The following is a 25,677-nucleotide window of genomic DNA, read 5'->3' as shown; positions in this document are numbered from 1 at the left end:
CAGGCGTTCAGAACATTTAAGTAGGGTTAAATATTTTTATTAATATTCAATTACTTAAAATTTGTAAAATCGTACTCGACTAAAGCATAAATGCAAGATTTCTGAGAAATACATATCTTTTCAACAGGATATGAAAATAAATATAGAACGGAGTTTTACAATGGTTAGCGCATATGATGAATTACCGCGTACCCCCGCGAATTTTGTAGCCTTATCACCTTTACGCTATCTTGATCGTGCAGCTTATATCTATCCAAACCAGAACGCGATTATTCACGGTAAGCGTCGTATTACCTGGCGTGAGAAATACAACCGTTGTCGTCAGTTTGCCAACCAACTCCAAAAATTAGGCATCGGTAAAAATGATACCGTGTCTGTCTTACTGCCTAACGTCCCTGCCATGATCGAAGCGCATTTTGCTGTGCCGATGGCAGGCGCAGTTCTGAATACCTTAAATACCCGTCTGGATGCCAAGACCCTTGCTTTCATGCTAGAACATGCTGAAAGTAAAGTGTTATTGGTCGATCCTGAATTTACCGCACTTGCGACTGAAGCACTCGCTCTAGTTTCACAAGACATTTATGTCATTGATGTGGCCGATGTAGAGTTTGAAGGTGAAGATCAACGTATTGGTCAAATTGAATATGAAGAATGGATTGCGCAAGGCGATGCAAACTTTGAATGGCATCTACCACAAGATGAATGGGATGCCATCAGCTTAAGCTATACCTCTGGAACCACAGGCAACCCGAAAGGCGTGGTCTATCATCATCGCGGTGCCTACATTAACGCAGCCAGTAATATTAACCTGAGTTCGATGAAATATTTTAGCTTTTTAGCAAGTTTTGGAAAGTTGGCTTATTTGGATTTAAGCAATAAGCCACTATAGCAGCCATAATATTCACCATAAAGTTATTCACCGAACGATGACGTGAATGGTCAATTTGATGTAAGTTTTTTAACTGATCATTCACTGTTTCGATCAATCCTCTTCTGCAAAGCAATTGTTTTTCTTCTTCAGTTTGGATGGGTTTATTTTTCATATTCTTGCGTGACGGGGTTAATAGTCTGAGCCCCCTTGCTGCTAAAGCTTCAGTTTTTGCTTTACTCAGATAGCCTTTATCGCCCAGTAAAATACCTTTTAACTCTTGGGTTAAAGATTCAAGTACAGCAACATCATGAACACTTCCCGATGTAATCTTGAGATTAATAATTTCACCCAAGTTGTTGATAACAATATGGACTTTAAATCCATAAAACCAACCTGTGCTACTTTTACCACGACCAGCTAAGCCTTTAAATACACGATGTCTTTTAATTCTAAGATTATGGCAAACGACCAATTTAGTCGAATCAATAATACAAATTCCGGTATCTTCTCCTTTAACTTGATGGAAGAAACTACTCAAAGCTTGCAAACAACGCGGCATAATTTCAATAAAACGATTGTAACTAAGAAGCTTGGGAAAAGCTGATTTCCAAAATGGGATGATCATATGACAATAAAAATATTTGAAAAATCTAAACCCGGATTTATGAAATAAAATGACAATGGTCATGACTTCAGACAAGCTTAAAGCTGACTTTTTCATTGTTGTTTTTTGATCAGAAATTAGAGCTTTCTCTAAAGATTCATTAAACTTTTTGCAGAAATCATCCAAGATACAAAATAATTCGGTAATATAGTCCATGAAAAAGCCTTGCTCTGAAATGTTTTGTCTTCGTAACCAAGATATTACAGATGCTAAGGCTTTTTTTTATTTATTTTTTATGTCGAACTCAGGTTATTATTGCCTGTGGCATGACACCACGTGCCACCTATTTATGGACACTGCCGCTATTCCACTGTAATGGTTGGTGCTTTGCCTGGACCATGGCAGCCAACGGCGGAACCAACGTTTGCTTGCGTAAAGTCGATGCTGAACTGATCTTTAAACTGATTGCCGAACATAAAGTCGATTACTTCTGTGGGGCACCGATTGTCCTGTCGATGCTGATTAACACACCTGAAGAGAAAAAGACCAAAATTGATCACCGTGTCGAAGTGATGGTGGCGGGTGCCGCACCTCCAGCAGCAATCATTGAAGGCATGCGCAATATTGGCATTAACGTAACCCATGTCTACGGCCTGACAGAAACCTACGGTCCTTCTGCACTGTGCGCATCCCAAGCCGGCTGGAGTGATTTATCTATTCAGGAACAAGCACAGTTGCACTCCCGCCAAGGCGTACCTTATCCATTGCAAGATGGCATGAAAGTGCTTGATCCGGATACCATGCAGGAAGTGCCACATGATGGTCAGACCATGGGTGAAATCATGTTCCGTGGCAATATCGTGATGAAAGGTTATCTGAAAAATCCTGAGGCGACAGCAGAAGCCTTTGCCGGTGGCTGGTTCCATACGGGAGATTTGGCGGTATGCCAACCGGATGGCTATGCCAAAATTACCGACCGTTCCAAAGATGTGATTATTTCTGGCGGAGAAAATATTTCATCGCTTGAAGTGGAAGAAGTACTGTATCAGCATCCGGCGGTGCTGACTGCAGCGGTAGTCGCCAAGCCTGATCCACGCTGGCAGGAAGTTCCTTGTGCCTTTATTGAGCTCAAAGAAGGCACCAAGGCCACTGAAGAAGAAATTATGGAATTTTGCCGTGAGCATCTGGCCCGTTTTAAAGTGCCTAAGGATGTGGTGATTACCGAAATTCCAAAAACTTCGACCGGAAAATTGCAGAAATTTGTTTTACGTGAATGGGCCAAAGAGCGCGCGCAAGGTGAATTCTCTTAATTCCATACAAACGTGTTCTTTCAAAATCTACTCAATAAAAAATCGTGCTAAGAAAACTTAGCACGATTTTTTATTGAAATAACCTCTCCCAAACCCTCTCCTGCAAGGAGAGGACTTTAAGGAGCTTACATCTCTACCATTTCCACGCCATCAATACGGGCAACGGTCATCAAGTCCTTATCACCACGACCTGAAACCGTCGCAATAATAATTTGATCCTTGTCCATGGTCGGTGCAAGTTTAGTGACATAAGCCATAGCATGTGCGCTTTCTAACGCCGGAATAATGCCTTCAATCTTGGTCAAGTCGCGGAAACCTTGTAAAGCTTCCTGATCATTGATCGGTACGTATTTAACACGAGCCATATCTTTCAGGAAGCTATGTTCCGGACCCACACCTGGATAATCCAGACCTGCAGAAATTGAATGTGTTTCGATGATCTGGCCTTGCGCATCCGACATCAGATAAGTACGGTTACCATGCAGAACACCGACATGACCGGCATTCAATGGCGCAGAATGTTTACCTGATTCAATCCCATGACCTGCTGCTTCAACGCCGTACATTTTCACATCTTGGTCATTCAGGAATGGATAGAACAAGCCCATTGCATTAGATCCACCACCGACACATGCTACCAGGGCATCTGGTAAACGGCCAGCCTGTTCCAGAATCTGACGGCGTGCTTCACGACCAATGATCGACTGGAAATCACGAACCAGTTGCGGATATGGGTGTGGACCTGCCACAGTACCAATCACGTAATAAGTTGAATCAACATTGGTCACCCAATCACGCATGGCTTCGTTCATGGCATCTTTTAATGTTTTGGAGCCACTTTCTACCGGCACAACCGTCGCGCCTAATAAACGCATACGGTAGACGTTCATCGCCTGACGTTTTACATCGTCTGCGCCCATGAATACTACGCATTCAAGACCTAAACGTGCTGCGATGGTGGCCGTCGCCACACCGTGCTGGCCTGCCCCTGTTTCGGCAATAATACGTTTCTTGCCGGAAAGCTTCGCCAGTAAGGCCTGACCGATTGTATTATTTACTTTGTGCGAACCGGTATGGTTCAGGTCTTCACGTTTCAGGTAAATCTGTGCGCCACCCAACTCTTTCGACCATCGTTCAGCATGATATAAAGGACTCGGACGACCGACGTAAAACGCCATGTCACGGTCAAATTCTGCCAAAAACTGCGCATCATCTTTCATACGGAAATAGAGCTTTTCCAAGTCTTCTAAAGCCGCCATGAGTGTTTCTGACACAAAACGTCCGCCATGAATACCGAAATGCCCGCGTTCATCCGGGAATTGGGTATAGTCAACTGCCTGACTGTTCTGGCTAGTACTTTGCTGATCCACGATGGACTCCTTGCATAAAGCGTTCTATGAGTTGTTGGTCTTTAATACCTTTTGCGGACTCGACACCGCCACTCACATCGACGGCATACGCCTGTGTGGTGAGAATTGCCTGTTCAATATTGTCAGGATTTAAACCGCCTGCCAAGATCAAGGGAATATTGAGTTTGGGAAATGTGTCCCAATCGAAGCTGTGCCCTGTGCCACCTTTCAGATCAGGATGCCATGCATCTAATAGCACTGCGCTTGCGCCTGCATCTTGATAACCTTGAATTTCTGCGACTGCATCCAGATCAGGTTTTACCTGAATGGCTTTATACCAGCGGCGTCCGACCTGTTGGGCGATGGCCTGACATTGTTCAGGCGTTTCATCGCCATGAAATTGCAAAATATCCAGCGGTACTTTATTTAAAATCGCCTGAATTTCATCTGCGTGACTATTCACAAATAAACCCACCGCCTGTACATAAGCTGGAACCGACTGAATCAGGATTTCAGCCCGCTCTAAAGTAACATGTCGTGGACTCGGTGGATAAAATACAAATCCTATCGCGTCACAGCCGGCATTGACTACGGCATGTACATCTTCAACTCGGGTGATTCCACAAATTTTGGCACGGGTTCGCATATTATGTTGGCTCTAGATCTACCAATGTATTGAACAATCTGTAAGATTGGGGCAAATCATTGTAATGCAATTTTTCTGACTTGCGTAAAAGTTCATCCGGATTATTCTCTATGCAGATTGTATATAACTCATACTGACTTTATACTGCGCTCACTTTGCAGCAAGTCCAAGCCTTCAGGCTTTAGGGAAGCTGGTGTAAATCCAGCACTGCCCCCGCAACGGTAAAAAATGAAACGTCTATCAATTTAAACTCTTCGGTTTACACCACTGCATCTTGATGTGGGAAGGTGGATATACAGCAAAGTCGCTGCTTTGCACATTTAAGTCCGGAAACCTGCTTGTTGTGTTCTATAACTCAATCATTCACGGGGAAGTGAATGTAGGGAGCAATTCATGTCTATTCAATTTCAACCTACTGCCTTGGTAGGTGCGATCGCACTTGCGTTGGGTACCACTTCATCTGTTTTTGCTAACGAGCAAAAAGTTGCGAAAGCATCTTTAGATACCATTGTGGTCACGGCAACTCGCTCTGCAGAAAACATTGAAAATGTACCAGCGCGTATTTCGATTATTGAACCTGTAATTCTTGAGCAATCACCTCTTAAAGCACTACCAGATTTACTCAAAACAGACCCAAGTATTAATGTCGTGCAATCGGGTGGTTATGGCCAGCAAACTTCTATTTTTTTACGCGGTACCAATTCCAATCAAGTTTTAGTACTACGTGATGGTGTTCGTTTAAATACAGCCACCACAGGTGCAGCGTCTATTCCTTTTTTAGACACCACAGATCTTAAACAGATTGAAGTATTAAAAGGCCCTGCGTCTGTGCTTTATGGTACAGACGCAATTGGTGGTGTAGTGCAGTTTGTAACAAAAACGCCTGAAAAAACGAGTGCCTTTGTAACAGGTGAAATTGGTGAGAATCAAACCTACAAATCAATTATTGGGGCTGACTTGGCAGAAAATGGGGTGTATGCGCAGATTCGCGGTCAAGTTTTAGAAACTGACGGCACACCTGTATTCAATATCAATGACAACCGTGACTACAGTTATGATCAAAAAGGCTATAGTGCAAAATTCGGTATTGAAAAAGAGCGTTATGCAACATCACTCGATTACAGTCAAAATTCAGGAAATGTCCAATACAGTAATTGGGGTGCATTTTCCAGCCAAGATTTTGAAAATAAAATTGTAAACTTAAAAGGTCGTATTAACCCAACACAAGCCACTGAAATTAATGCACGTCTATCTCAGTTTAAAGATGACTTAGATCAGGTCACATCAAGCAGCTTTGTACATAGCACCACGCAAGAAGCAGAAATCTATGGCAAATGGAATTTCACAGCAGCACAAAATGTTTTACTGGGCATTACCCAGCGTAATACCGATGCAAAAACCCAGGCTATTGATGAAGATATTAATTCAACAGGCTACTATATTCAGCATCAGTATCAGACAAATAGCTTAAGCACTCAGATGGGTGTGCGTGTCGAAGATAACGAAAAATTTGGCTCACATACCGTTGCACAAGGTGGTATCCGTTATCACCTGCTCCCTAATACCAGCATTTATACCAATATTGGTTCAGCATTTAAGGCACCGACTTTAAATGATATGTATGCTTTTGGCGGCAATGATCAACTGAAGCCTGAAGAAAGCATTTCGTATGAAATGGGGATAGATCAAAAACTTCCATTAAATATTTTAGTAGGTGCTTCCGCTTTCTATACGGAAGTCGATAATTTAATTAATTCGGAATGTATTATTGATTGTGGAGAAGAGTGGCTTCCAACTACTGTTTACCAAAACCAAAACATTGATGAAGCCAAGATGACTGGCGGCGAATTGACGGCACAATGGGCAAAAGATCAGTTCTTTATTAATGCCGGTTACACTTATGTCAAAACTGAAGATACGAAACAGAATTCAGAGCTATTACGTCGCCCTCGTCAGTCATTCACTGTATCGACAGGTCTACAAAATGCCGATTACGGTTTAAGTGCTGCACTGGTAGCAAAATCGAAAGCGAAGGACTTTAGTCGTGATATTCCAGGTTATGCACGTGTTGACTTAAATGCATATTGGAATATTAATCCAACAGTTAAACTGTTTACTAACATTGAAAATGTCGGTGATGTGAAATACAAAACTGTGCATAGCGCTGGCGACCAGTACTATGTGAACGGTGGCCGTCTCGCTTCTGCAGGCATCACCTTTAAATACTAAGCTCTAAACAGCAAAAAACTTTAAAACAGCGCAGTTTATGGATAATGTTATGACCGACATTATCCTTTTTTATTATCTTCATTAAAAATTCAAGGAACACATATGGGCCACCGTTTAAGCAAAATCTACACCCGCACAGGCGATTCAGGTACCACAGGACTCGGTGATGGCTCACGTGTTGCCAAAGATGATTTGCGTATCACAGCACTCGGTGATGTCGACGAACTAAATGCCGTGATTGGCGTATTACGTGCACAAATTTCAGCAAGTAACATTGAAGATCAAGCTACTTGGGATAAATCTTTAAGCCTGATCCAGCACTGGCTATTTGATCTGGGTGGTGAAGTATGTATTCCAGATTTTAATCTGGTGCAATCGGTATCGATTGAGTTTCTGGAAAATGATATCGACCGCATGAATGAAGCGTTGCCGATGTTAAAAGACTTTATTCTGCCTGCCGGAACGCTGGTGTGCAGCTTTGCCCATCAGGCGCGTGCAGTCTGCCGTCGCGCAGAACGCAGCGTGATGTCCGTGCATCACCGTGACCAAAATATTCAGGCAGCGTCACTGCAACTACTTAACCGTTTATCGGACTGGTTATTTGTCGCATCACGCACCCTGCAACGTGCTGAGGGCGGCTCCGAAATACTATGGCAAAAAAATATCAATGACAGCATCGAAAAGTAAAATTATGTTTCAAGTTAGCATCTAAAAATACACGTCAGATGTCTCTTGATTTTACAGAGCATCTGACGAAAATAGAATGTGTCATCCTTCTGTCACGTAGCCCTCGCAAAATGAACTTAACTTTCCCACTCATGAGCATCTTATGCGCATAATTGGACATCGTGGTGCACGTGGCGAAGCCCCTGAAAATACCTTGGGCGGTTTTCAATATATTCAGGAGATCGGCATTCGCGCCGTTGAGTTTGATGTCCGTCAGCTTAAAGACAACGCTTTAATTATCATGCATGATGACGACTTTGTGCGTACCACCGGTTTGCAGAAGCATCTATATGAGTGTAACCGTCAAGATCTTACCCAATATAATCACGCAATGGCCTGGTCAGAATGGAATAAAATCGAAGCAACCCCACTGCTCGATCAAACCTTAAATGTCATTCGAAATTTTGAGCATATTGAAGTCGAAATTAAAAGTGTTGACTCTGAAGCAGCAGCTGAAAAAATCGCGTTTGAAGTCGAACAGCAGTTACAAGGTTATGAGCAGGCAGCCATTATTACCAGCTTTGATGCCAAAATTCTGGATGCTTTCAAACAGCATAACTCACGTTTAAAACGCGGTTTATTGATTGAAACCGATGTTAAACATCAGGCCATTGATCAGGCGCTGGAACTGGGATGCTGTCATATTGGCTGGATGGATGAACTGGCCAGTAAAGACCTGATTCAGGCCACTCAGGCTGCCGAGTTGAATATCAGTGTCTGGACGGTCAATGATGTGACCCGAGCTAAACAGCTGCGAGACTGGGGCATTCAGGGGCTGATTACCGATTATCCAAAATTGATGCTACAACAACTCTAGATAATCTCTCTTAGCCTTGATTGATCTCGGTATTTCTTGACCCAGTTCATGTCGATAATACAATAAGGAAAGCGTGAATCGTCCTTAATCAGATTTTATTTGAAAGTGAAATAAAGTTGTCCAACATCTATATTCCGCAAATTTGCTGATAATATTGTAGAAATTATGAACAACCATTTTCCTCTGATTCATTCGGTTTCCATTTTCTGAAAGAGTGATAATCCTCAGTCACTTAGTAGGAAATCAGAACCCGTCTACGCTCGCAAAATGGTCACTTCTGCCCTACTAATTCTGTTACCGACAAGTACAATACAACCGTACAATAATGCTAGTGATGCCTTAGGGCACATGCTAATATGGACAAGATAGGCTGCTGTTAAAACCAACAGTAGTTTCTGCTTTTTGTTATACCTTCCGAGGTTCTAGGAGTGCTGTTGGAGATGAATGCTCCCTTACCCAAAGCCCCCATCAACTGGATTGCTGTGTTTGCATTGGTATTTTTACCGATTGTAGCCCTGATTGCGATTCCGTTGTATGCGTATCACCATGATTTTAGCGCTGCCGCTTGGATCAGTATGTTTGTTTTACTGGGCGTAAGCAGCCTCGGCATTACAGCAGGATACCATCGCCTGTGGGCACATCGTGCTTATGAAGCCACTTTACCATTAAAAATCATCTTGATGATTATGGGTACATTTGCTGTACAGAATAGTATTTTATTCTGGGCATCTGGTCACCGTACCCATCACCGTCATGTCGATGATGTTGATCAAGACCCGTACTCGATCAATAAAGGCTTCTGGTACGCACATATTGGCTGGATGTTACGTGATTATCCATCTGGTGCTGCCAACTATAAAAATGCGCCAGATCTGTTAAAAGACAAAGTGGTGATGTTTCAGGACAAATACTACGTTCCTTTAGTAATAGCTGTTCATGCCGCGATTTTATTGCCAATTGGCTGGGCAGTCGGCGATGTCTGGGGCGTATTGCTGTTGGGTGGATTAATGCGTTTAATCCTGAGCCATCATGTAACCTTCTTCATTAACTCGCTATGCCACATGTGGGGAAATCGTCCTTATACCGACGAAAATACTGCACGTGACAACTTCGTACTCGCGGTTGCAACTTGGGGTGAGGGTTATCATAACTATCACCACATTTTCCAATACGATTACCGTAACGGCGTAAAATGGTGGCAATACGATCCAACTAAATGGTTGATCTGGACTTGTTCTAAACTTGGTTTAGCTAAAAACTTGCGCCGCATTCCTAGCTTTAATATCAAAAAAGCGGAATTGGCAATGAAGTTTAAATATGCTGAACAGGATCTTGCGGTATATGGCCATGATGTTTCTGAAGATATCTCGGCGGTAAAAACCAAGATCGCACAGGAATATGATGCATTTACCCAAACTTTAAATGACTGGGCGAAGCTGAAAGAACAGGAAATTCAGGTCAAGAAAGCATCGATGGCTGAAAAAATCCATCAGATGGATGACAAGCTGAAAGTTGAATTCCAGCTGGTTGAACAGCGTCTTTCTCATCATCGTCAAACCTTGAATCTACTGGTTCGTAATTTGAAAAAATCTGCAGTTTCTCAATAAAAGCTGTTGAACACTAAAGCCCCGATTGGGGCTTTTTTTATGTCCGAAAGATAACGTGAACTCTCGCTTATACAACAGTTTTATACAGCTATCTTTGTTATAGTAAATTTATTCCAATCCTGTACTGATGCCATGTATTTTAACTCTCGCTATCAAACACTGCCCGCCCGCCTCTATCACCATCAAGTTCCGCTGCCGTTAAAAGGTGCGAAAGCCGGACATTTTAATGCAGCTTTAGCAGAGCAACTGCAATGGTCGGATGAAGACAAGGCGCAATGGGTCGAGATTTGTAGTGGTCAGAAAGTTTTTACTGAATTTGAACCCTTGGCTATGGTCTATGCAGGTCATCAGTTTGGACAATGGGCAGGACAGTTGGGAGATGGTCGCGGGTTGTTGATTGCGCAAATTCTGGATAAAAATAATCAGACCATTGACCTGCATTTAAAAGGTGCTGGTGCAACCCCTTATTCACGCATGGGCGATGGTCGTGCAGTACTGCGTTCAGTCATTCGTGAGTATCTGGCAGGTCATGCCTTAAATGCTTTAGGTGTAGCATCCAGTAATGCAGTTGGTTTTACTTCATCAATCCAAGGTATTCAGCGTGAGAAGCTAGAGCCGGGCGCGATGATGTTGCGTACTTCAGACTGTCATATCCGTTTCGGCCATTTTGAATGGATCAATCAGTATCAGCCAGATCTACTAGCTGAATTTATCCAGAAATGTATCGAATGGCATTATCCAGAATGCCTGCAAGCCGAACAGCCGATTCTGAGCTTTGCCACAAAAGTTATTCAGCGCACTGCGGTGATGATTGCCAAATGGCAACTGGTTGGTTTTGCACATGGCGTGATGAATACTGACAACCTGAATATTACCGGTTCAACTTTGGACTTTGGTCCTTATGGCTTTATGGAGCGCTTCCGTCCGAACTGGATCAATAACCACTCGGATTATCAAGGGCGTTATACCTATCAGCAGCAGCCAAGTATCGGACATTGGAATTTGTGGCAATGGTTAAACAATCTGGTCCCGCTCTGCCCTACAGATTATGACAAAGAACAATGGAAACAGGATTTAGCTGCATGTCTGGAGCATTATGAACCAACATTCTTGGAACATTATAAACATGGTTTAAACCAGAAAATGGGCTTGCCAAGTTTCCATAAAGACAGTTTTGACTGCGCTATGGCCTTTCTGCGAATTTTGCAAAGTGAGCAACTAGACTATACCCAGAGTTTTATCGGGTTGCAAAATAAAGACTATGAAGCCCTTAAAGATGATTGTCTGGACCGACGCCAGTTTGAAGCATTCCTGGCGCAATATAGATCTATCCGTGAACACCAGGATATAGAAGAATTGGATGCCGCCATGCAACTGGCCAATCCGCATTATATTCTGCGGAATCATATGGCACAGAAAGCCATTGAACTGGCAGAGCGGGATGATTTTTCTGAAGTAGACCGTCTGTTTAAATTACTCAGTCAGCCTTACCTGAAACAGCCCGATTTGGAACAGCCTGAAGATTTAGCGCCATTGCCAAGTGATGTGCCTGAAGTGATGGTGAGTTGTTCGTCTTAATAAATAGACTCAAAAAACATGCAAAAAATTGATCAAACTAAATTGACACATGAAATTATTGAAACAGCATATAAGCTGCTTACTCACAAACTCGCATTTGGAGGATTAATTACACATAACGAAAGTGCTTTCCAATTAGAATTAGGACATATTTTAAAAACACTTGGGCAGTTGTATGAGTTTAGGTTAAGCGACAAATTCCATTTAGAGTTTGAAACATTTTTACCTTTAAAAACAACGAGTATTAAGAGTCAATCTGAGCGAGCAAGAATTGATATTTTAATTCGTTATCAAGATGGTGATCATCAAACTTGTGCTGCTATAGAACTAAAATTCTTTAAGAAAAGTAACCATCGGGAACCTAACAACCGTTAAGATGTCTTTAAAGATCTTTCAAATTTAGAACTTTACAAGAGAAATGGAATCGACATTTGTTATTTCATTCTCGCAACTGATCATGCCCACTATTGCAACCAAATAAAATATTCGGATGATACCCGTGATTTTGATTTCAGGCATAAAAGTACGTACAAAGAAGGAACGATATTAAGTTATAGAACTCCTAAGCCTTACGGAAACGATATTACACTCATGCAAGACTATGAGTTTTTATGGGACCAGATTAACGATTTATATTTTCTGAAAGTACAAGTTTAAATAAATGTGGATGGTTAATAATAACATCCACATTTATTTTTTAATCAATCTTCAGGATATTCAAAACGGTAGCCCACACCATACACCGCCTGAATCCACTCATGACGGTTGCCGGTTTCAGCTGCATCGGAAATCTTGCGGCGCAAATTCTTGATATGACTGTCAATGACACGGTCTGCCACATCAAAACTGTCCGGATTAATATGATCCAGCAATTGCGCACGTGAATAGACCTGTCCGACATGCTCCACGAATAACTCCAGCAAACGGAATTCGGTCGGCGTTAAATTCAAGGCTTTTTGTTGATACCAGATGCGCTGTTGTGATTTGTCCATACGGAATAAGTCATTGCTTTCCGGTTCTGATTTACGATCCAGACGACGTAACACAGCCTGTACGCGCGCAACCAGTTCTTTCGGACTAAATGGTTTACAGAGATAATCATCTGCACCCATATTCAGACCCAACACACGGTCAATTTCTTCAGTACGCGCGGTCACCATGATAATTGGCAAATCCGACTGTTCACGGACTTTACGGCAAATGGTCAGACCATCCATACGCGGCACCATCAAGTCCAAAATCATCAGACTCGGTTTACGCTGGGTAAAACTGTTATATGCTTCCTGCCCATCATGAAACATACTGACCTCAAAACCAGCAGCTTCCAGATAGTCTCGCACCAACTGTGCAAGTTCGATTTCATCTTCAACCAGCATGACATGTTTCATCAATATATTTCCTTTATGGTTTCACTTGTTTAGGAAAGCTCAGCTTGCATCGTAAACCACCCAGTGGTGAATGTGCAAAGCTTAAGCTGCCGCCCAGCGCCTGCGTAATTTTACATGATAATGCCAAACCCAGTCCGGTTCCGCCAGTCGCCCGGGTACGAGAATCATCGACACGGTAGAAACGCTCACCAATACGCGCCAGTTGTTCATCAGTCAGACCAAACGGACTATCATCGATATATAAGGTCCATTCTTTATCATCTTGTGTCGTATGAATATGCACCTGCCCGCCTGCTTCAGTATAGCGAATACTGTTACTGAGCAAGTTCGCCACAATCTGTTTAAAACGATCCAGATCCAGATTTAACTCAGTCCCCTCACCGTCTGCATTGACCGTCAATTCAGCCTGCTCAAAATTCGGCTGGAAGTTGATGAGTTCCTGCTGCACCACCTCCCACGGATTCACCGTCGAAAAATAGAATTGTAATTGCTGGGCATCGGCCTGTGCCAGCGCGGCCAGATCTTGGGTCAGTTTTTTCAAGCTGTTTACCTGAGCCAGCATGGATGCAAAATGTTCAGGCGTTGGTTTACGAATCCCGTCCTGCATCGCTTCAATCTGTGCCTGTAAGACTGCTAGTGGCGTTTTTAACTCATGCGAGGTATCTGCCACCCACTGACGGCGTGAGGTTTCATGCTGATCCAGAATCACCGCCAATGCATTTAATTCATTGGATAAATCACCTAATTCATCATTCCGGTTCACTTTAACCTGATATTGATAATTTCCTTGGGTCAAGGCACGTGTACCATTGAGCAAACGTTGAATCGGCTTTTTAAAATAAGTCGCCAATAACAAGGACGCAATCAGACTCGCCAAAATACTGAGTGCATAAACCAGAAATAAATAACGCTTCTGGTTACTAAAGAAATTGATACTTAAGGCATCATCCTGATCCAGAACCGGTTTTAAGCCCAAATAGCCGACAATCTGGTTATTCACCATAATTGGGCGATAAGAGACCTGCTCATCCGAAGCCTCACCGACCACAAAACGACGCTTGGCATCATACAGAGAAAGACGTGAACTGAGACCAAGACGATCCGGCATCTGGATAAACTGTTTCTTGCCGGTCGGCTGCTGTGCTGGCTGTTCCCCATTCTTGCGATCAGCCCTAAACAGATTCTGATTGGAGCTGAGCGGGAATTTCAAGCCTTCAAAGGGCTGAAACTGTGAAGGCAAATTAGATGCCAGCACACGTAATTCTTCTTCATTGACCTGACGTTGTGGCAGCGCCGGATCTACCATACTGGGTGCGACCTGAGCCAGAGTCTGTTCCTGAAAATAACGCTGCTGCAAGGCAATATCATACTGACGGCGTAACCACCAGCGTGACAAACGGTCATAATCATCCGGTGCGGCTTCACCTTCCATCTGGAGGATCTGTGCCTGAATCGCATTGCCCCAGTCCTGATAGACTGCATAGACATCTGCCAGATTTTCAATCACATAATCCAGCTTCTGCATTTCGACATCAGCGACATAACGGGCGAAATTACGCTGCATATTCAGATGCAATACACCCAGACTTACCGTGGTAATGACCAGCGTGGTCAACAGCACGGTCAAAAATAGACGTAATGCAATGGGAATGCGGCGAATGTTCAAAATAGAAATCTCAATTTTTCTTCTATATTCATTATTGTAGCGAACACCGCAGCAAAAAACTCTTCATTGTTTCTTCATCTTTATTGTTTAATCTTTATCTGACATAGAATCAGCTTCTTGACGGGGATAAATACAATGCAAACCATGACAAAAATAGCTTTAATCAGTGCAAGTGTTTTATCAATGGGTGCGTTGACTGCCTGTCAATCCACCAGTAATGTCCCAAACAATGATCACCCCCATATGATGAAACATCATGAAGGCAAAAAACAGCATCTAACTCCCGAACAGCGTGAACAGTTTAAGGCAAAGCGTGCAGAACGCATGCAGTTTGCCAAACAGCTTCAACAGGCCTGCGACAATAAAGCTGTGGGCTCGGCTGTTCAAATCAAGACTGGCGATAAAACCATAGACGGCACCTGCAAGATGGTCTTTAAAGCAGATCATAAAGAGATGAAAAGCCATCGCGACATGAAAGCTGAGCATCGTCCGATGCGTGCCGATATGCGTAGAGGCATGATGCACGGTGAAGTCTTGACGGATGCCAAACGTGCAGAATTGACTAAACAGTTTGATCAGCGCCTCGCTCAACACCAGGCACATCAACAAGCCATGCTACAAGCCTGTCAAAGCAAAAAAGACGGGACTGCTGCACAGATCAAGATGGGTGAACAAACCATCAATGGCAAATGTCATGTCCGTTTCCAGCCTACAGTCTCTGCTTATTAATGCATAGGAATCAAGGCTTCACGACTAGCACCTTCGGGTGCTTTTTTATTGCGTGCTCTTTCATGCATACAGTTGACTATTCCTTTCCTGCAGAATATGACTAAAGTCTTTATACTCAAGACCTTTAATGCATCATACAGATTAATCTTTGACTTTACAGTCACCAAGAAAACACCCCGAAAAGCTTGTACCGCAGGGGAAGTTGTTGCACGATTAGATCATTCCAAACCGTGTCAATGAAGACAGGTTTTAGTTCATCTAAGATTATAACGCTGGTTCAACCAGTATTGAGGAAACCGATATGCCACAATACAAAGCGCCTTTACGTGATATGCAATTTGTGTTGCATGAATTATTAAATGCTGAACAACACTATGCAAATCTCCCTGCATTCCAAGAAAACGTAAGCCGTGAGCTAGTAGATCAGTACTTAGAAGCTGCGGCCGACTTCTGTGAAAACGAATTGTCTCCGATCAACCAGACCGGTGACCGTGAAGGTTGTACCTGGAATGACGGCGTTGTCACGACTCCGACTGGCTTTAAAGAAGCGTACCAAAAATACATCGAACTTGGCTTTCCATCGCTGTCTGCTGAAGAACAATATGGCGGTCAAGCTCTACCTGTTTCTCTAGGAAACGTGATTTCAGAAATGATAGGTACAGCAAACTGGGCATGGGGCATGTACCCAGGTCTTTCTCATGGTGCCGTACGTACTTTAGAACATCACGGTTCAGATGAACAAAAAGACGCTTACCTGCCTAAACTGGTTTCAGGTGAATGGACGGGTACCATGTGTTTAACCGAATCACATGCAGGTTCTGATTTAGGTATTATTCGCACCAAGGCCGAACCTCAGGCCGACGGTAGTTATGCCATCACTGGCGAGAAAATTTTTATCTCTGCTGGCGAACATGACATGGCAGAAAACATCGTGCACATTGTATTGGCACGTTTGCCAGGTGCACCTAAAGGCACCAAAGGTATTTCTTTATTTATCGTACCGAAGTTCAATGTAAATGCAGATGGCTCTTTAGGAGAGCGTAACGCAGTTCGTTGTGGTTCTATCGAACATAAAATGGGAATTCATGGTAACGCCACCTGTGTGCTAAACTTTCAAAACGCGAAAGGTTTTCTGATTGGACCTGAAAACCGCGGCCTGAACTGCATGTTCACGTTCATGAACACAGCACGTATCGGTACAGCAGTTCAAGGTCTTGCAGCATCTGAAGGTTCATTCCAAGGCGCGCTTGCATACGCAAAAGATCGTCTGGCAATGCGCTCTCTTTCTGGCCCGAAAGTACCTGAAAAAGAAGCAGATCCAATCATTGTGCATCCTGCGGTACGCAACATGCTGTTGACGCAAAAAGCATTTGCAGAAGGTGGTCGCGCGCTAGTGTATCTATTGTGTCTACATGCAGATATCGTTGAACAAGCGGCAACAGAAGAGGAACGTAAAGCTTCTGACAACATCTTATCGCTCCTAACTCCAATCGCAAAAGCGTTCTTAACCGAAACAGGTTCAGAGTCTGCAAAACATGGCGTTCAAGTGTTAGGTGGGCATGGTTTTATTTCTGAATATGGTATGGAGCAAATTGTACGTGATACACGCATCTCTACTATTTATGAAGGAACAACCGAGATCCAATCACTTGACTTGTTAGGCCGTAAAGTATTGGGTACGCAAGGTGCAATGTTGAAAGACTTCACTAAGATCATCCATAAATTTGCTGAAGCGCACAAAGACAATGCTGCAATGAAAGAATTCATTGAACCATTGGCTGCCTTGAACAAAGAATGGGGCGACCTGACTATGCAAATTGGTATGCGTGCAATGCAAAACCCTGAAGAAGTCGGTGCGGCTGCAGTGGATTACCTGTACTTCTCTGGTTATGTCACTCTAGCTTACCTATGGGCACGTATGGCATTGGTTGCTCAGGAGCAACTGGCTGCGGGCACCACTGAGGTTGATTTCTACAATGCCAAAGTGACGACAGCACGCTTCTACTTCAAGAAAATCCTGCCACGCGTTCGTTCACACGTTGAAGTGATTGCGACAGGTGTAGAGCCATTGATGAACCTGGATGCGGAACACTTTGCATTCTAAGTTAGTCTCAGACTAGCTACATTTCAGAAAAAGGACGGTCAATCAACAGGCAGTCCTTTTTCTTTATAAAGAGTTACAGAATTAACCTTTAGTCGTCTAACATTCAGATTTTGAGTGTTTTAGACTGATTAAAACTCATTTAATCAAACAATAAACAGGTGACACACCATGCCAATTTATAACGCGCCACTTGCCGATATGAAATTCATCCTGAACGATGTCTTCAATGCAGAACAATTCTGGCAGGCCAATGAAAATCTAGCGCATCTGGATGCTGCGACAGCAGAAGCGATTCTTGAAGAAATGGCAAAATTTTCTCAAAACGTCATGCTTCCTCTGAACCGTACCGGCGATGAAGAAGGCGCAAAAATTGAAAATGGTAATGTGACCACACCTGCTGGCTTTAAAGAAGCGTTCAAACAATATGCAGAAGGTGGCTGGATTGGTCTGGGCGCAGATATGGAATGGGGCGGCCAGGAAATGCCGAAAATGCTAACGGTACTTTCTGATGAAATGCTGTTCGCGACCAACCCATCTTTCATGCTCTATCCACTGCTTTCTGTTGGTGCAGGCATGGCGCTGAACAGCTACGCTTCACAAGCACAAAAAGAAACCTATTTACCTAAAATTTATTCAGGTGAATGGTCAGGCACGATGTGCTTAACCGAGCCACATGCCGGTACTGATCTGGGTATTATCAAGACCAAAGCTGAACGTAACGAAGACGGCACTTATAGCATCAGCGGCACCAAGATTTTCATCACGGGTGGTGATCATGACCTGGCGGAAAATATTATTCACCTCGTTCTAGCGAAAACCCCAGATGCGCCTGCCGGCTCTCGTGGTATTTCCCTGTTCATCGTACCGAAATTCTTGGTGAATGAAGATGGTTCTATTGGCGAACGTAACCCGGTCGGCCCAGGTTCAATCGAACACAAGATGGGGATCAAGGCATCTGCGACTTGTGTAATGAACTTTGACGGTGCCAAAGGTTACCTGGTTGGTAAAGAAAACGAAGGTCTGGCTGCGATGTTCGTGATGATGAACTACGAACGTCTGTCGATGGGTATCCAAGGCCTAGGTGCTTCTGAATTCGCTTATCAAAACGCTGCGCAATATGCGACAGACCGTTTACAGGGTCGCAGCGCGGCTGGCGTTCAATCACCAAACAAACCTGCGGACAGTATTCTAGTGCATGGTGATGTACGCCGTATGCTGCTGAATGTACGTGCCAATAATGAAGCTTCACGTGCATTCGCCGTGTATGTAGGTCAACAGTTGGATATCACCAAATTCTCGACTGATCCTGAAGCGGTGAAAAAAGCCAATGACCGTGTTGCGCTATTAACACCAATCGCGAAAGCGTATTTAACGGATACCGCATTCCAAGCGACATTAGATGCACAAATGGTCTTCGGTGGTCATGGCTATATCCGTGAATGGGGCTTGGAGCAATGTATCCGTGACCTGCGTATTTCCCAGATCTATGAAGGCACCAACGGCGTACAGTCACAAGATTTGATCGGCCGTAAAACCATTAAATGTGGCGGCGAATATATCTCTGAATATATCTCTGAAATCCGTGACTTTGCCAATAGTCTGGATGCAGACCTGAACTTCATTAAAGATGCCACACTGGATGCAGCGACTGAAGTTGAATCAGTGACTCAGTATATTCTGGAAGCAGCAAGAGAAAGTCATGACTTTCCGAATGCGACCGCAGTCGACTATCTGCACGCTGTAGGTCTGTTGAGTTTCTCTTATATGTTTGCGCGCATTGCCAATGCAGCGAAAAATAAAGAGGGTGATTTCTATCAGAACAAACTCGCTTTGGCACGTTATTTTGTGCAACGCATTCTGCCTGAACTGGCATTACGCATTACTAAAGTGAAATCAGGTTCTGACGTCATCATGAACTTCTCTGAAGATTATTTCACGACTCAAGCTTAAGCTGAAAATCTGCAATAAAAACGCCTGCATCAGCAGGCGTTTTTTATGAAAATGCAACAATTAAACTTTTTGAATTAGCAAGGTATCCGTCTGATTATTGCTTTTCGGATTCGAATGTTTATTCACAATTTTGATATTCCCCTCTGACTCTAAAGACTCGCAGAGCTCCACCACCTTTTGCATATCTTCAGCCTTAATGCCTACGCCGAGGATTAATTTTTTTCCGGCTTCTAATTGGCTAATTTTTGTTTGAATTTTATCTAACACTTTTTTCTCCTATTTATTCAATGTTACCACCCATACAATATAGCAATTTAGTCTAAAAAAAGCGCAAAAGTTCAAATAATTTAATCTTTATTTTTCATTCAATCATTCTGTGCATGATCTTTGCACGTTATTCTGCAACTATCTTTATTTCACATGAAAAATCAGGAGGATAATATGTCTAAATCACGTCCGAAAATTGAAAAATTTGAAGCTCTCCTCGACCGTCTTGGCAATCTTGCTGTAGAAAGCTTTCATTATATTGCGCTGTTTATTATTGGCTGTATGGTGATCTGGTCCGCTGGCCATACCGTCATTGACATTCTGACCGTGAAACAGTTCGCCACCATTGACGACATTCTTCTGTTGTTTATTTATCTGGAACTTGGTGCCATGGTCGGCATCTATTTCAAAACCAACCATATGCCAGTACGTTTCCTGATTTATATTGCCATTACTGCACTGACCCGTTTGCTGATTGCAGATATTCAACACACGCATAAAGCCAGCATGGATCTGGTGATTATTACCGGTTCGATTCTGATTCTGGCCTTTGCGATATTAGTGGTGCGCTATGCCTCATGGACTTATCCATCCGTGATTCGTGACAAACATAGTGAAAAGCCATTACCCCTTGGCAAAACACCGCGTCCAGAAGATGATGAATTGGCATAGTCTTTTAAGCCCTCTTTTTTTTGCACTTCAGCTTAAAGTAATACTTAAGCCTCGTTTAGGGTTTTGGGAGATTTATCTCAAGCAATCTCTCCCTTGCGTAGCAGTGCTACTCATCTCCTCACAGGAGAGGGAACTATTTTGGTCTTTTTGAGTTATTGACGTTTATAACTGAATTATCCGTTCAGAGTTTAGAGCAGTTTAACGATTCGGCACCAGCACATAGCGTCCGTTTTCATAAATCCAGTAGCTGCCACGCGGTGGTGCTGGTAACCCTAAACGCTGCCAATCGGTAATTACCGTATATCTCGAACTTTCAATCCGGGCAACATTCGGATCACCATTGACCCAGCTATAACTATTCGAATTTTGATAAATAGTGGTCGGTGCCTGATACTGAATGTTTAATCCACTTTGACTCTGTGCAGGTGGATAGCCCCAATATGGTGGTCGTTGCGGGTAATGTGGTCTTGGTGGCAGCGGACGTTGCGGATAATGCTGCCGTGGTGGATCATAAGATCGTGGTGCGCTGCGATACTTCGGTACAGATCGGTCTACACCACCATAACCCACCCAAGCATTGCCAGCCATACTTTGTGTAGAAGCTCCCAATAGCAATGCAGCGAATATTGCACTCAAGAATACTATTTTCATCTGCGCTTCCTGTTAATACCTTGTCTATATTTTAAACAAAATAGATGCAGAAAATATGGATAAGGCTGCTGAGCCTGCAATTTTTTGTAATGTGCTTGCCTATTTTCAATCTAGCGGGCTCATCGGCATCCTGTGGCTTTATGCTAAAATCACTTTTTTAATGTTTCGAGTTGAATACTGTGTCTGATTTAAATTTCGATCGTTTGCATGAATATTTTTCTAAAGTGCCGAGTGTTCAGAAAGAACGGATTGATAGCTATGGTTCAGATGGCAAGCAGGCATGGTGGTTTAAATTTCAGATCAATGTAGATCATCCGCTGGCTTGGCAAACTGTGCAAGAACTAGGTCATGTCCTGAACTATATTTCTAAAAATGAACGTCTTCCAACTCAGTTCCTTCCAGTTTCTCCACCGCCATATATGAATGGTATAGCCAAAGATTTCCTGTCTTGGGTGATCCAGTGTAATCACGCAGATTTCCCGCCAGATGTGGTTTGTGACTGGTTAGAAGCGCGTTTGCCAAATCCGGTCGATGATGAAGCGCAATGGAAAATTAAAACCGATATTTCTGAGCTGGATCAATTAACGGATAAAGAGCTGGATCAGCTGGTTCCGCCAAATCCAGAATCAAAAAGCTGATAATAAAAAATCTTCCTAAATCCCTCTTTTTTTAAAGAGGGACTTTCCTCCCTTTTTTAAAAGGGAGGTCAGGAGGGATTTAAAATCAAAACGTCGACCAGCCACTCCATTCCATAAAACGATACAGCCAATATTTAAAGAACGAGTTTTCTGCATATTGAGTGTAATCTACGCTCATCGAACGACCATTCAGATTTGACCATGCACCGTCAAAATATTGCTGGGCATCCTTGAACACTTCGGCCTGAGGCTGCCCCAGCACGCGCATATTGGTTTCCAGATTATAGTTTTTCAGATTCCGTACGGTAAAATTAGCCGAGCCTAAAATCATTTCAGCTTGCTGAGCATTGCGCTTCATCAGTATTTTGCTATGACATTGCTCACCCTGAGTACGGCACCAGCGCACATCAATACCTGCTTTATGCAGTTCCCAAGCCACTTGCCGGTTTGGAATTCCGTTTTTCTCACGGCCAAAAGCATCTTTATTTGGATCGAGTAAAACCCGGACTTTGACACCACGCTCATGTGCCGCGATCAGGCTTTTAATAATTTTGCGCTCAGACAGATAAAACATCGCCAGATCAATCTGCTCATTGGCTTTGGCGGTCTGAATGAGATTCAAAATCGCATCATAAATAGCTTTTTCAGTTAGCACCTGAACTTGTGGCTGGCTGCTGTCTGCCTGAAAATCCCCGGCGACAATGGCAGGCATATTGGCTTGTGACATCATGCCGACAGATTGCTCGGTTTTCAGGATATCCACAGCGGTGCTACCCCAGACCAATAAACCGATATTGGAATGGCGTGAACTGCCATCATGCGGATTCATGGATGTGACCAGTGCTTTCCAGCCCTGATCGGTATCTACCACCATGGTTTTACGATGATTGGCTTTAAAGTTAAACAGCTCAAAATAACTGCGCAGGGTAATTTTTTCTGTTCCAAATGGATTCGGCAACCAGCCCTTTTCCGGATTATTGCCAATGCCCTGGCAACAGATATACCAGAAGCCCGACCAGCCTGGATTGGAAGCCCGCAATGGCGTCAGATTGGTTTCAATCACATCAACACCGTGCTGACGTAGGGCTCGATACTGCTCGGATCGAATTCCGCCATAGACCGAATTGATCGGATCGGTAATAAATTTGATTTCTACCTCAGGTTGCAGCAGACGTTTACTGATTAAAGCATCCGTCAGTTGTTGACTTAATGCCTGATGTTCCTGCGTAGATGCCCCCGTTTGCTGATTAAATAAAAACATATCCAGCACGATCAGCGATTTGGCTTCTTCAATCATATGCAGCATTTCATTAAAAATGCGATGATCTAGATGCTGTTTTCCTTCGGCATCCAGATAAGTCTGATCAGCCAGAAATTTGACTTCGGCATGACGCATTTTGCCTGTGTAATTCAGACCTTCCGGCAAAGGCTTATAAGTGTGGTAGATCGCTGAAGCCAGATAACCCACGGCCAGCATACTAATGATCAAAGTCGCATAACGGCGATTCGACCAGTTCAATTTATTGTGAATTCGTTGAAAGATACGCATAAGATAAAACCTAACCCAATATACTCAGGCTAGGTTTTATCTTATGATTTTTCAAGTAGATTTCAGTGAGATCTAGATGATTTGGTCAATTATTTCAGTAGACCTGTTAGAAATCATATTGCACGCCGACAGTAAAGTTGCGACCCACCTGCGGAATATTCGACAGGAAGGAAGTATGTGAATACACCTGATCATCAAGCAGGTTGTTGGCCTTGAAATAAACCCTATAAGCATTGTTATCTGCAAGGCTATTGGCATAGCTTAAGCCCACATTCACCATATTGTAGCCTTGGGTTTCATCTTCATAGCTGGCGATTTTGTCCTGATTAAAGACATGATAATACTCAGCCAAACCTGACCAGCCATCGGCAAAGTCTGCTTCGACTTTGGTGCCTAAGCGACCTGCAGGTACCCGTGGTGCATTTTCGCCTTCAATCTTGCCACGCACATAATCCCCAAAGACGCTGAGCTTATACATATCATTGATCTGATAACCGGCTTGTGCTTCTGTACCATAAAATCTGGCTTTGTCTTGGGTATATTGCACGCCACGTAAATTACCTTTCTGCGCTACCGTTTCGCCATAGATATAATCATCAAACCAGTTGTGATACACGTGCACATGGTAATCCAGTTTATCCCCTTCATAATGCAGACCTAACTCGAGATTATTTGAAGTTTCTTTATCGAGATCAGGATTACCTAGTTCATAGGTATTGGTCGCAAAATGCAAGCCATCAGCATAGAGTTCTTGAGCTAAAGGCAAACGCTGCTGATGTGATCCCACTACAGAAAGTTTGTAGTTCGGTGCAAATTCCCAGTTGGCAGCAGCGGATGCAGAAACACCAGTCCCCGAATAATCTTTCTGATCCGAATCTACTTTCACTTTTTGATGATCGACACGCGCACCAAGTTCAACATGCACATCGCCAAGTTGCTTATGTTCTAAAGCAAAAAGACTGAATTTGTCAGTTTTTGTGTCCGGCATCACGACACTAGAACCATGAACATGATGTTCTTCATCGTCCTCATCGCCATCTTCATGATGGTCATGCTCTGATGCGGCAAGATTAATTTTTTGCTGTGAAATCTGGGTTCCGATCACCCCCTCCCAACCTGCAACTGGCACGTGCACCAACTCTAAACGACCGTCATAACCTTTGCTTTTAAAGTTACTGATCACTTCATTTTCTTCAAGTTCATCGTGTTCATAATCGGTCATGCTGGCATGTACACGTAGTTTTTCAACACCGGCAAAAGGTTGTTCCAGTTCGGTGCGTACTTCATAGCGTTCAGATTTTAAATCTACCCATGGTCCACCATGCTCTTCATGGGCTGGTGCATCTGGGTCAGGTGTTGGACAACCATGAAAATGATCACCATGTAAAACACAACCATGATATTCATGACTATGTCCGGGCAAGCCATACTGATCCTGACGGTTACTATAGGACAAACCAACAAAACCACGATCATGAATCCATGATCCACCAATATTGACTGTCTGTCCTTCAGCAAAAGTATTGCCCACACGACGTTCTTTTTCTAATTCGTCATCATGCTCATGAAAATAATCCGGTGCAATATAATCATTGGCGTTACGCTTTGAGCCTTCTACACGCAAAGCAAAGTTTTCACCAATACCCGCTGTCACACCAGCACTTACCAGTTTTTCATCACTGCCTGAGTTATAACGGAGGCCGACTGTACCTTCTAAACCATCTTCAGGCATTTGAGTTGGGATTTTTTGATCAGTGACATTCACCAACCCACCGACTGTACCGGCACCATAAAGCAACGTAGATGGACCACGAATCACTTCGACCTGTTTCGCCAGAATCGGATCAACGGTTACTGCATGGTCAGGAGATAAAGTGGATACATCCGCTGTTTCAGAAGCATGCTGCAACACTTTCACACGTGGACCATCTTGACCCCGAATCACAGGACGACTCGAGCCTGAACCATATTGATTAGAATAAACACCAAGCTCATCTGCCAAGGCATCACCAATGGTGGTGGCGCGTTCAGACAGTGCTTTCTGATCCACGACATGATCTGCAACCGCAAAATCTGCCGCAGTCTGCACCAATGGATGAGCTTGCACCTGAATCGTGTCCAGGGTCTGTACCGGGATAGAAGATGAGGATTGCTCTGCAAATACTGTAGGCGCAACTACAGCAAAAATTGACAATGTTATTAGATTCTTAGGGAAGGACATGACCGAAGCTCAAATTCAGTAATCTGGGTGAATGTTATAATATAACATTTCATTATTTTTGCAATCCTTTACGATAATGAGCTGAATATTTTATTAGAATGTCTT

Annotated in this window: 20 protein-coding genes, 2 pseudogenes and 1 riboswitch; of the genes and pseudogenes, 13 read left to right on the top strand and 9 right to left on the bottom strand. The window is 43.3% G+C overall.

The features are described 5' to 3' along the window. Nucleotides 1–160: 160 nt before the first annotated feature. Nucleotides 161–823 (top strand): annotated as a pseudogene (locus F891_RS02505) (AMP-binding protein); the annotation flags it as partial. A 4-nt stretch (nt 824–827) separates the two neighbouring features. On the opposite strand, the gene F891_RS02500 reads toward F891_RS02505, so the two are convergent. Continuing rightward, nucleotides 828–1,691, bottom strand: coding sequence for an IS982 family transposase (locus tag F891_RS02500; protein ID WP_004729973.1), 864 nt, complete (start codon nt 1,689–1,691; stop codon nt 828–830). 95 nt (nt 1,692–1,786) lie between these two features. Here F891_RS02500 and F891_RS02495 point away from each other — a divergent pair. Continuing rightward, nucleotides 1,787–2,785, top strand: a pseudogene (locus F891_RS02495) (AMP-binding protein); the annotation flags it as partial. A 125-nt stretch (nt 2,786–2,910) separates the two neighbouring features. Here the strand turns inward: F891_RS02495 and trpB are convergent. Together trpB and F891_RS02485 are read right to left on the bottom strand one after the other, a co-directional pair. Continuing rightward, entirely contained in the window at nt 2,911–4,155 is a 1,245-nt protein-coding gene (gene trpB / locus F891_RS02490) for a tryptophan synthase subunit beta (protein ID WP_005261881.1), read from the bottom strand. Further along, on the bottom strand, nt 4,136–4,780 hold the full coding sequence (locus tag F891_RS02485) for a phosphoribosylanthranilate isomerase (protein WP_005261878.1): 645 nt from the start codon (nt 4,778–4,780) through the stop codon (nt 4,136–4,138). Before F891_RS02485 ends, trpB begins: the two co-directional genes overlap by 20 nt. 145 nt (nt 4,781–4,925) lie before the next feature. Next, a riboswitch (cobalamin riboswitch) is annotated at nt 4,926–5,137 on the top strand. A 36-nt stretch (nt 5,138–5,173) separates the two neighbouring features. Between F891_RS02485 and F891_RS02480 the strand changes: the two genes are divergently transcribed. The 6 genes from F891_RS02480 to F891_RS02455 all read left to right on the top strand — a co-directional run bounded on the left by F891_RS02480 (nt 5,174) and on the right by F891_RS02455 (nt 12,112). Further along, nucleotides 5,174–7,009, top strand: a complete 1,836-nt coding sequence (locus tag F891_RS02480) for a TonB-dependent receptor plug domain-containing protein (RefSeq protein WP_005261876.1) — start codon at nt 5,174–5,176, stop codon at nt 7,007–7,009. A 102-nt stretch (nt 7,010–7,111) separates the two neighbouring features. Further along, nucleotides 7,112–7,696 (top strand): cob(I)yrinic acid a,c-diamide adenosyltransferase, encoded by a 585-nt coding sequence (locus F891_RS02475; RefSeq protein WP_005261875.1) that lies wholly within the window; start codon nt 7,112–7,114, stop codon nt 7,694–7,696. 142 nt (nt 7,697–7,838) lie between these two features. Continuing rightward, nucleotides 7,839–8,552 carry a glycerophosphodiester phosphodiesterase gene (locus F891_RS02470; RefSeq protein WP_005261873.1) on the top strand — a complete coding sequence of 238 codons (714 nt, stop codon included), beginning with the start codon at nt 7,839–7,841 and terminating at the stop codon, nt 8,550–8,552. Between the two features lie 440 nt (nt 8,553–8,992). Further along, entirely contained in the window at nt 8,993–10,159 is a 1,167-nt protein-coding gene (locus tag F891_RS02465) for an acyl-CoA desaturase (RefSeq protein ID WP_004647507.1), read from the top strand. 132 nt (nt 10,160–10,291) lie between these two features. After that, on the top strand, nt 10,292–11,737 hold the full coding sequence (locus F891_RS02460; RefSeq protein WP_005261870.1) for a protein adenylyltransferase SelO: 1,446 nt from the start codon (nt 10,292–10,294) through the stop codon (nt 11,735–11,737). 18 nt (nt 11,738–11,755) lie between these two features. Then, the gene (locus F891_RS02455; RefSeq protein ID WP_005261868.1) at nt 11,756–12,112 is read left to right on the top strand and encodes a hypothetical protein; all 357 of its coding nucleotides are present in this window, start codon (nt 11,756–11,758) and stop codon (nt 12,110–12,112) included. 326 nt (nt 12,113–12,438) lie between these two features. Here F891_RS02455 and F891_RS02450 read toward each other — a convergent pair whose 3' ends face one another. Both F891_RS02450 and baeS read right to left on the bottom strand, forming a co-directional pair. Next, on the bottom strand, nt 12,439–13,125 hold the full coding sequence (locus tag F891_RS02450) for a response regulator (protein WP_005261866.1): 687 nt from the start codon (nt 13,123–13,125) through the stop codon (nt 12,439–12,441). A gap of 13 nt (nt 13,126–13,138) precedes the next feature. After that, the gene (baeS, locus tag F891_RS02445; RefSeq protein WP_005261864.1) at nt 13,139–14,791 is read right to left on the bottom strand and encodes a sensor histidine kinase efflux regulator BaeS; all 1,653 of its coding nucleotides are present in this window, start codon (nt 14,789–14,791) and stop codon (nt 13,139–13,141) included. Nucleotides 14,792–14,926: 135 nt separating this feature from the next. On the opposite strand from baeS, the gene F891_RS02440 reads away from it, so the two are divergent. The 3 genes from F891_RS02440 to F891_RS02430 all read left to right on the top strand — a co-directional run bounded on the left by F891_RS02440 (nt 14,927) and on the right by F891_RS02430 (nt 19,574). After that, the gene (locus F891_RS02440; protein ID WP_005261862.1) at nt 14,927–15,520 is read left to right on the top strand and encodes a hypothetical protein; all 594 of its coding nucleotides are present in this window, start codon (nt 14,927–14,929) and stop codon (nt 15,518–15,520) included. 301 nt (nt 15,521–15,821) lie between these two features. Continuing rightward, nucleotides 15,822–17,624: an acyl-CoA dehydrogenase C-terminal domain-containing protein gene (locus tag F891_RS02435; protein ID WP_005261860.1), complete on the top strand. Its 1,803-nt coding sequence runs from the start codon at nt 15,822–15,824 to the stop codon at nt 17,622–17,624. Nucleotides 17,625–17,792: 168 nt separating this feature from the next. Continuing rightward, nucleotides 17,793–19,574, top strand: coding sequence for an acyl-CoA dehydrogenase C-terminal domain-containing protein (locus tag F891_RS02430; RefSeq protein WP_005261858.1), 1,782 nt, complete (start codon nt 17,793–17,795; stop codon nt 19,572–19,574). Between the two features lie 60 nt (nt 19,575–19,634). Here F891_RS02430 and F891_RS02425 read toward each other — a convergent pair whose 3' ends face one another. Beyond that, entirely contained in the window at nt 19,635–19,841 is a 207-nt protein-coding gene (locus F891_RS02425; protein WP_005261855.1) for a hypothetical protein, read from the bottom strand. Between the two features lie 174 nt (nt 19,842–20,015). Here F891_RS02425 and F891_RS02420 point away from each other — a divergent pair, with 174 nt between their 5' ends. Next, a complete protein-coding gene (locus tag F891_RS02420) occupies nt 20,016–20,513 on the top strand; it encodes a phosphate-starvation-inducible protein PsiE (protein ID WP_004647497.1) in 498 nt (165 codons plus the stop codon). Between the two features lie 198 nt (nt 20,514–20,711). Here F891_RS02420 and F891_RS02415 read toward each other — a convergent pair whose 3' ends face one another. Then, on the bottom strand, nt 20,712–21,164 hold the full coding sequence (locus F891_RS02415) for an RcnB family protein (RefSeq protein WP_005261853.1): 453 nt from the start codon (nt 21,162–21,164) through the stop codon (nt 20,712–20,714). A gap of 179 nt (nt 21,165–21,343) precedes the next feature. Here F891_RS02415 and F891_RS02410 point away from each other — a divergent pair, with 179 nt between their 5' ends. Continuing rightward, a complete protein-coding gene (locus F891_RS02410; protein WP_004732999.1) occupies nt 21,344–21,802 on the top strand; it encodes a hypothetical protein in 459 nt (152 codons plus the stop codon). An 85-nt stretch (nt 21,803–21,887) separates the two neighbouring features. Here the strand turns inward: F891_RS02410 and F891_RS02405 are convergent, their stop codons facing one another. Then, complete coding sequence (locus F891_RS02405) at nt 21,888–23,351, bottom strand: phospholipase D-like domain-containing protein (RefSeq protein ID WP_004733001.1); 1,464 nt, start codon at nt 23,349–23,351, stop codon at nt 21,888–21,890. A gap of 106 nt (nt 23,352–23,457) precedes the next feature. Further along, the gene (gene znuD / locus F891_RS02400) at nt 23,458–25,572 is read right to left on the bottom strand and encodes a zinc piracy TonB-dependent receptor ZnuD (RefSeq protein ID WP_005261850.1); all 2,115 of its coding nucleotides are present in this window, start codon (nt 25,570–25,572) and stop codon (nt 23,458–23,460) included. Nucleotides 25,573–25,677 lie beyond the last annotated feature (105 nt).

Origin of the sequence: Acinetobacter sp. CIP 101966 (assembly GCF_000369725.1) — a bacterium.
GTDB lineage: Bacteria > Pseudomonadota > Gammaproteobacteria > Pseudomonadales > Moraxellaceae > Acinetobacter > Acinetobacter lwoffii_Q.
Note: the sequence above shows the minus strand (reverse complement) of the source record. Positions and strands in the feature narration are given on the sequence as shown.

What these genes read in the sequence shown, in the direction of transcription:
- F891_RS02500 (WP_004729973.1), bottom strand. Translation starts at nt 1,691, where the DNA reads ATGGACTATATTACCGAATTATTTTGTATCTTGGATGATTTCTGCAAA.
- F891_RS02485 (WP_005261878.1), bottom strand. Translation starts at nt 4,780, where the DNA reads ATGCGAACCCGTGCCAAAATTTGTGGAATCACCCGAGTTGAAGATGTA.
- F891_RS02480 (WP_005261876.1), top strand. Translation starts at nt 5,174, where the DNA reads ATGTCTATTCAATTTCAACCTACTGCCTTGGTAGGTGCGATCGCACTT.
- F891_RS02475 (WP_005261875.1), top strand. Translation starts at nt 7,112, where the DNA reads ATGGGCCACCGTTTAAGCAAAATCTACACCCGCACAGGCGATTCAGGT.
- F891_RS02470 (WP_005261873.1), top strand. Translation starts at nt 7,839, where the DNA reads ATGCGCATAATTGGACATCGTGGTGCACGTGGCGAAGCCCCTGAAAAT.
- F891_RS02465 (WP_004647507.1), top strand. Translation starts at nt 8,993, where the DNA reads ATGAATGCTCCCTTACCCAAAGCCCCCATCAACTGGATTGCTGTGTTT.
- F891_RS02460 (WP_005261870.1), top strand. Translation starts at nt 10,292, where the DNA reads ATGTATTTTAACTCTCGCTATCAAACACTGCCCGCCCGCCTCTATCAC.
- F891_RS02455 (WP_005261868.1), top strand. Translation starts at nt 11,756, where the DNA reads ATGCAAAAAATTGATCAAACTAAATTGACACATGAAATTATTGAAACA.
- F891_RS02450 (WP_005261866.1), bottom strand. Translation starts at nt 13,125, where the DNA reads ATGAAACATGTCATGCTGGTTGAAGATGAAATCGAACTTGCACAGTTG.
- F891_RS02440 (WP_005261862.1), top strand. Translation starts at nt 14,927, where the DNA reads ATGCAAACCATGACAAAAATAGCTTTAATCAGTGCAAGTGTTTTATCA.
- F891_RS02435 (WP_005261860.1), top strand. Translation starts at nt 15,822, where the DNA reads ATGCCACAATACAAAGCGCCTTTACGTGATATGCAATTTGTGTTGCAT.
- F891_RS02430 (WP_005261858.1), top strand. Translation starts at nt 17,793, where the DNA reads ATGCCAATTTATAACGCGCCACTTGCCGATATGAAATTCATCCTGAAC.
- F891_RS02420 (WP_004647497.1), top strand. Translation starts at nt 20,016, where the DNA reads ATGTCTAAATCACGTCCGAAAATTGAAAAATTTGAAGCTCTCCTCGAC.
- F891_RS02415 (WP_005261853.1), bottom strand. Translation starts at nt 21,164, where the DNA reads ATGAAAATAGTATTCTTGAGTGCAATATTCGCTGCATTGCTATTGGGA.
- F891_RS02405 (WP_004733001.1), bottom strand. Translation starts at nt 23,351, where the DNA reads ATGCGTATCTTTCAACGAATTCACAATAAATTGAACTGGTCGAATCGC.
- znuD (WP_005261850.1), bottom strand. Translation starts at nt 25,572, where the DNA reads ATGTCCTTCCCTAAGAATCTAATAACATTGTCAATTTTTGCTGTAGTT.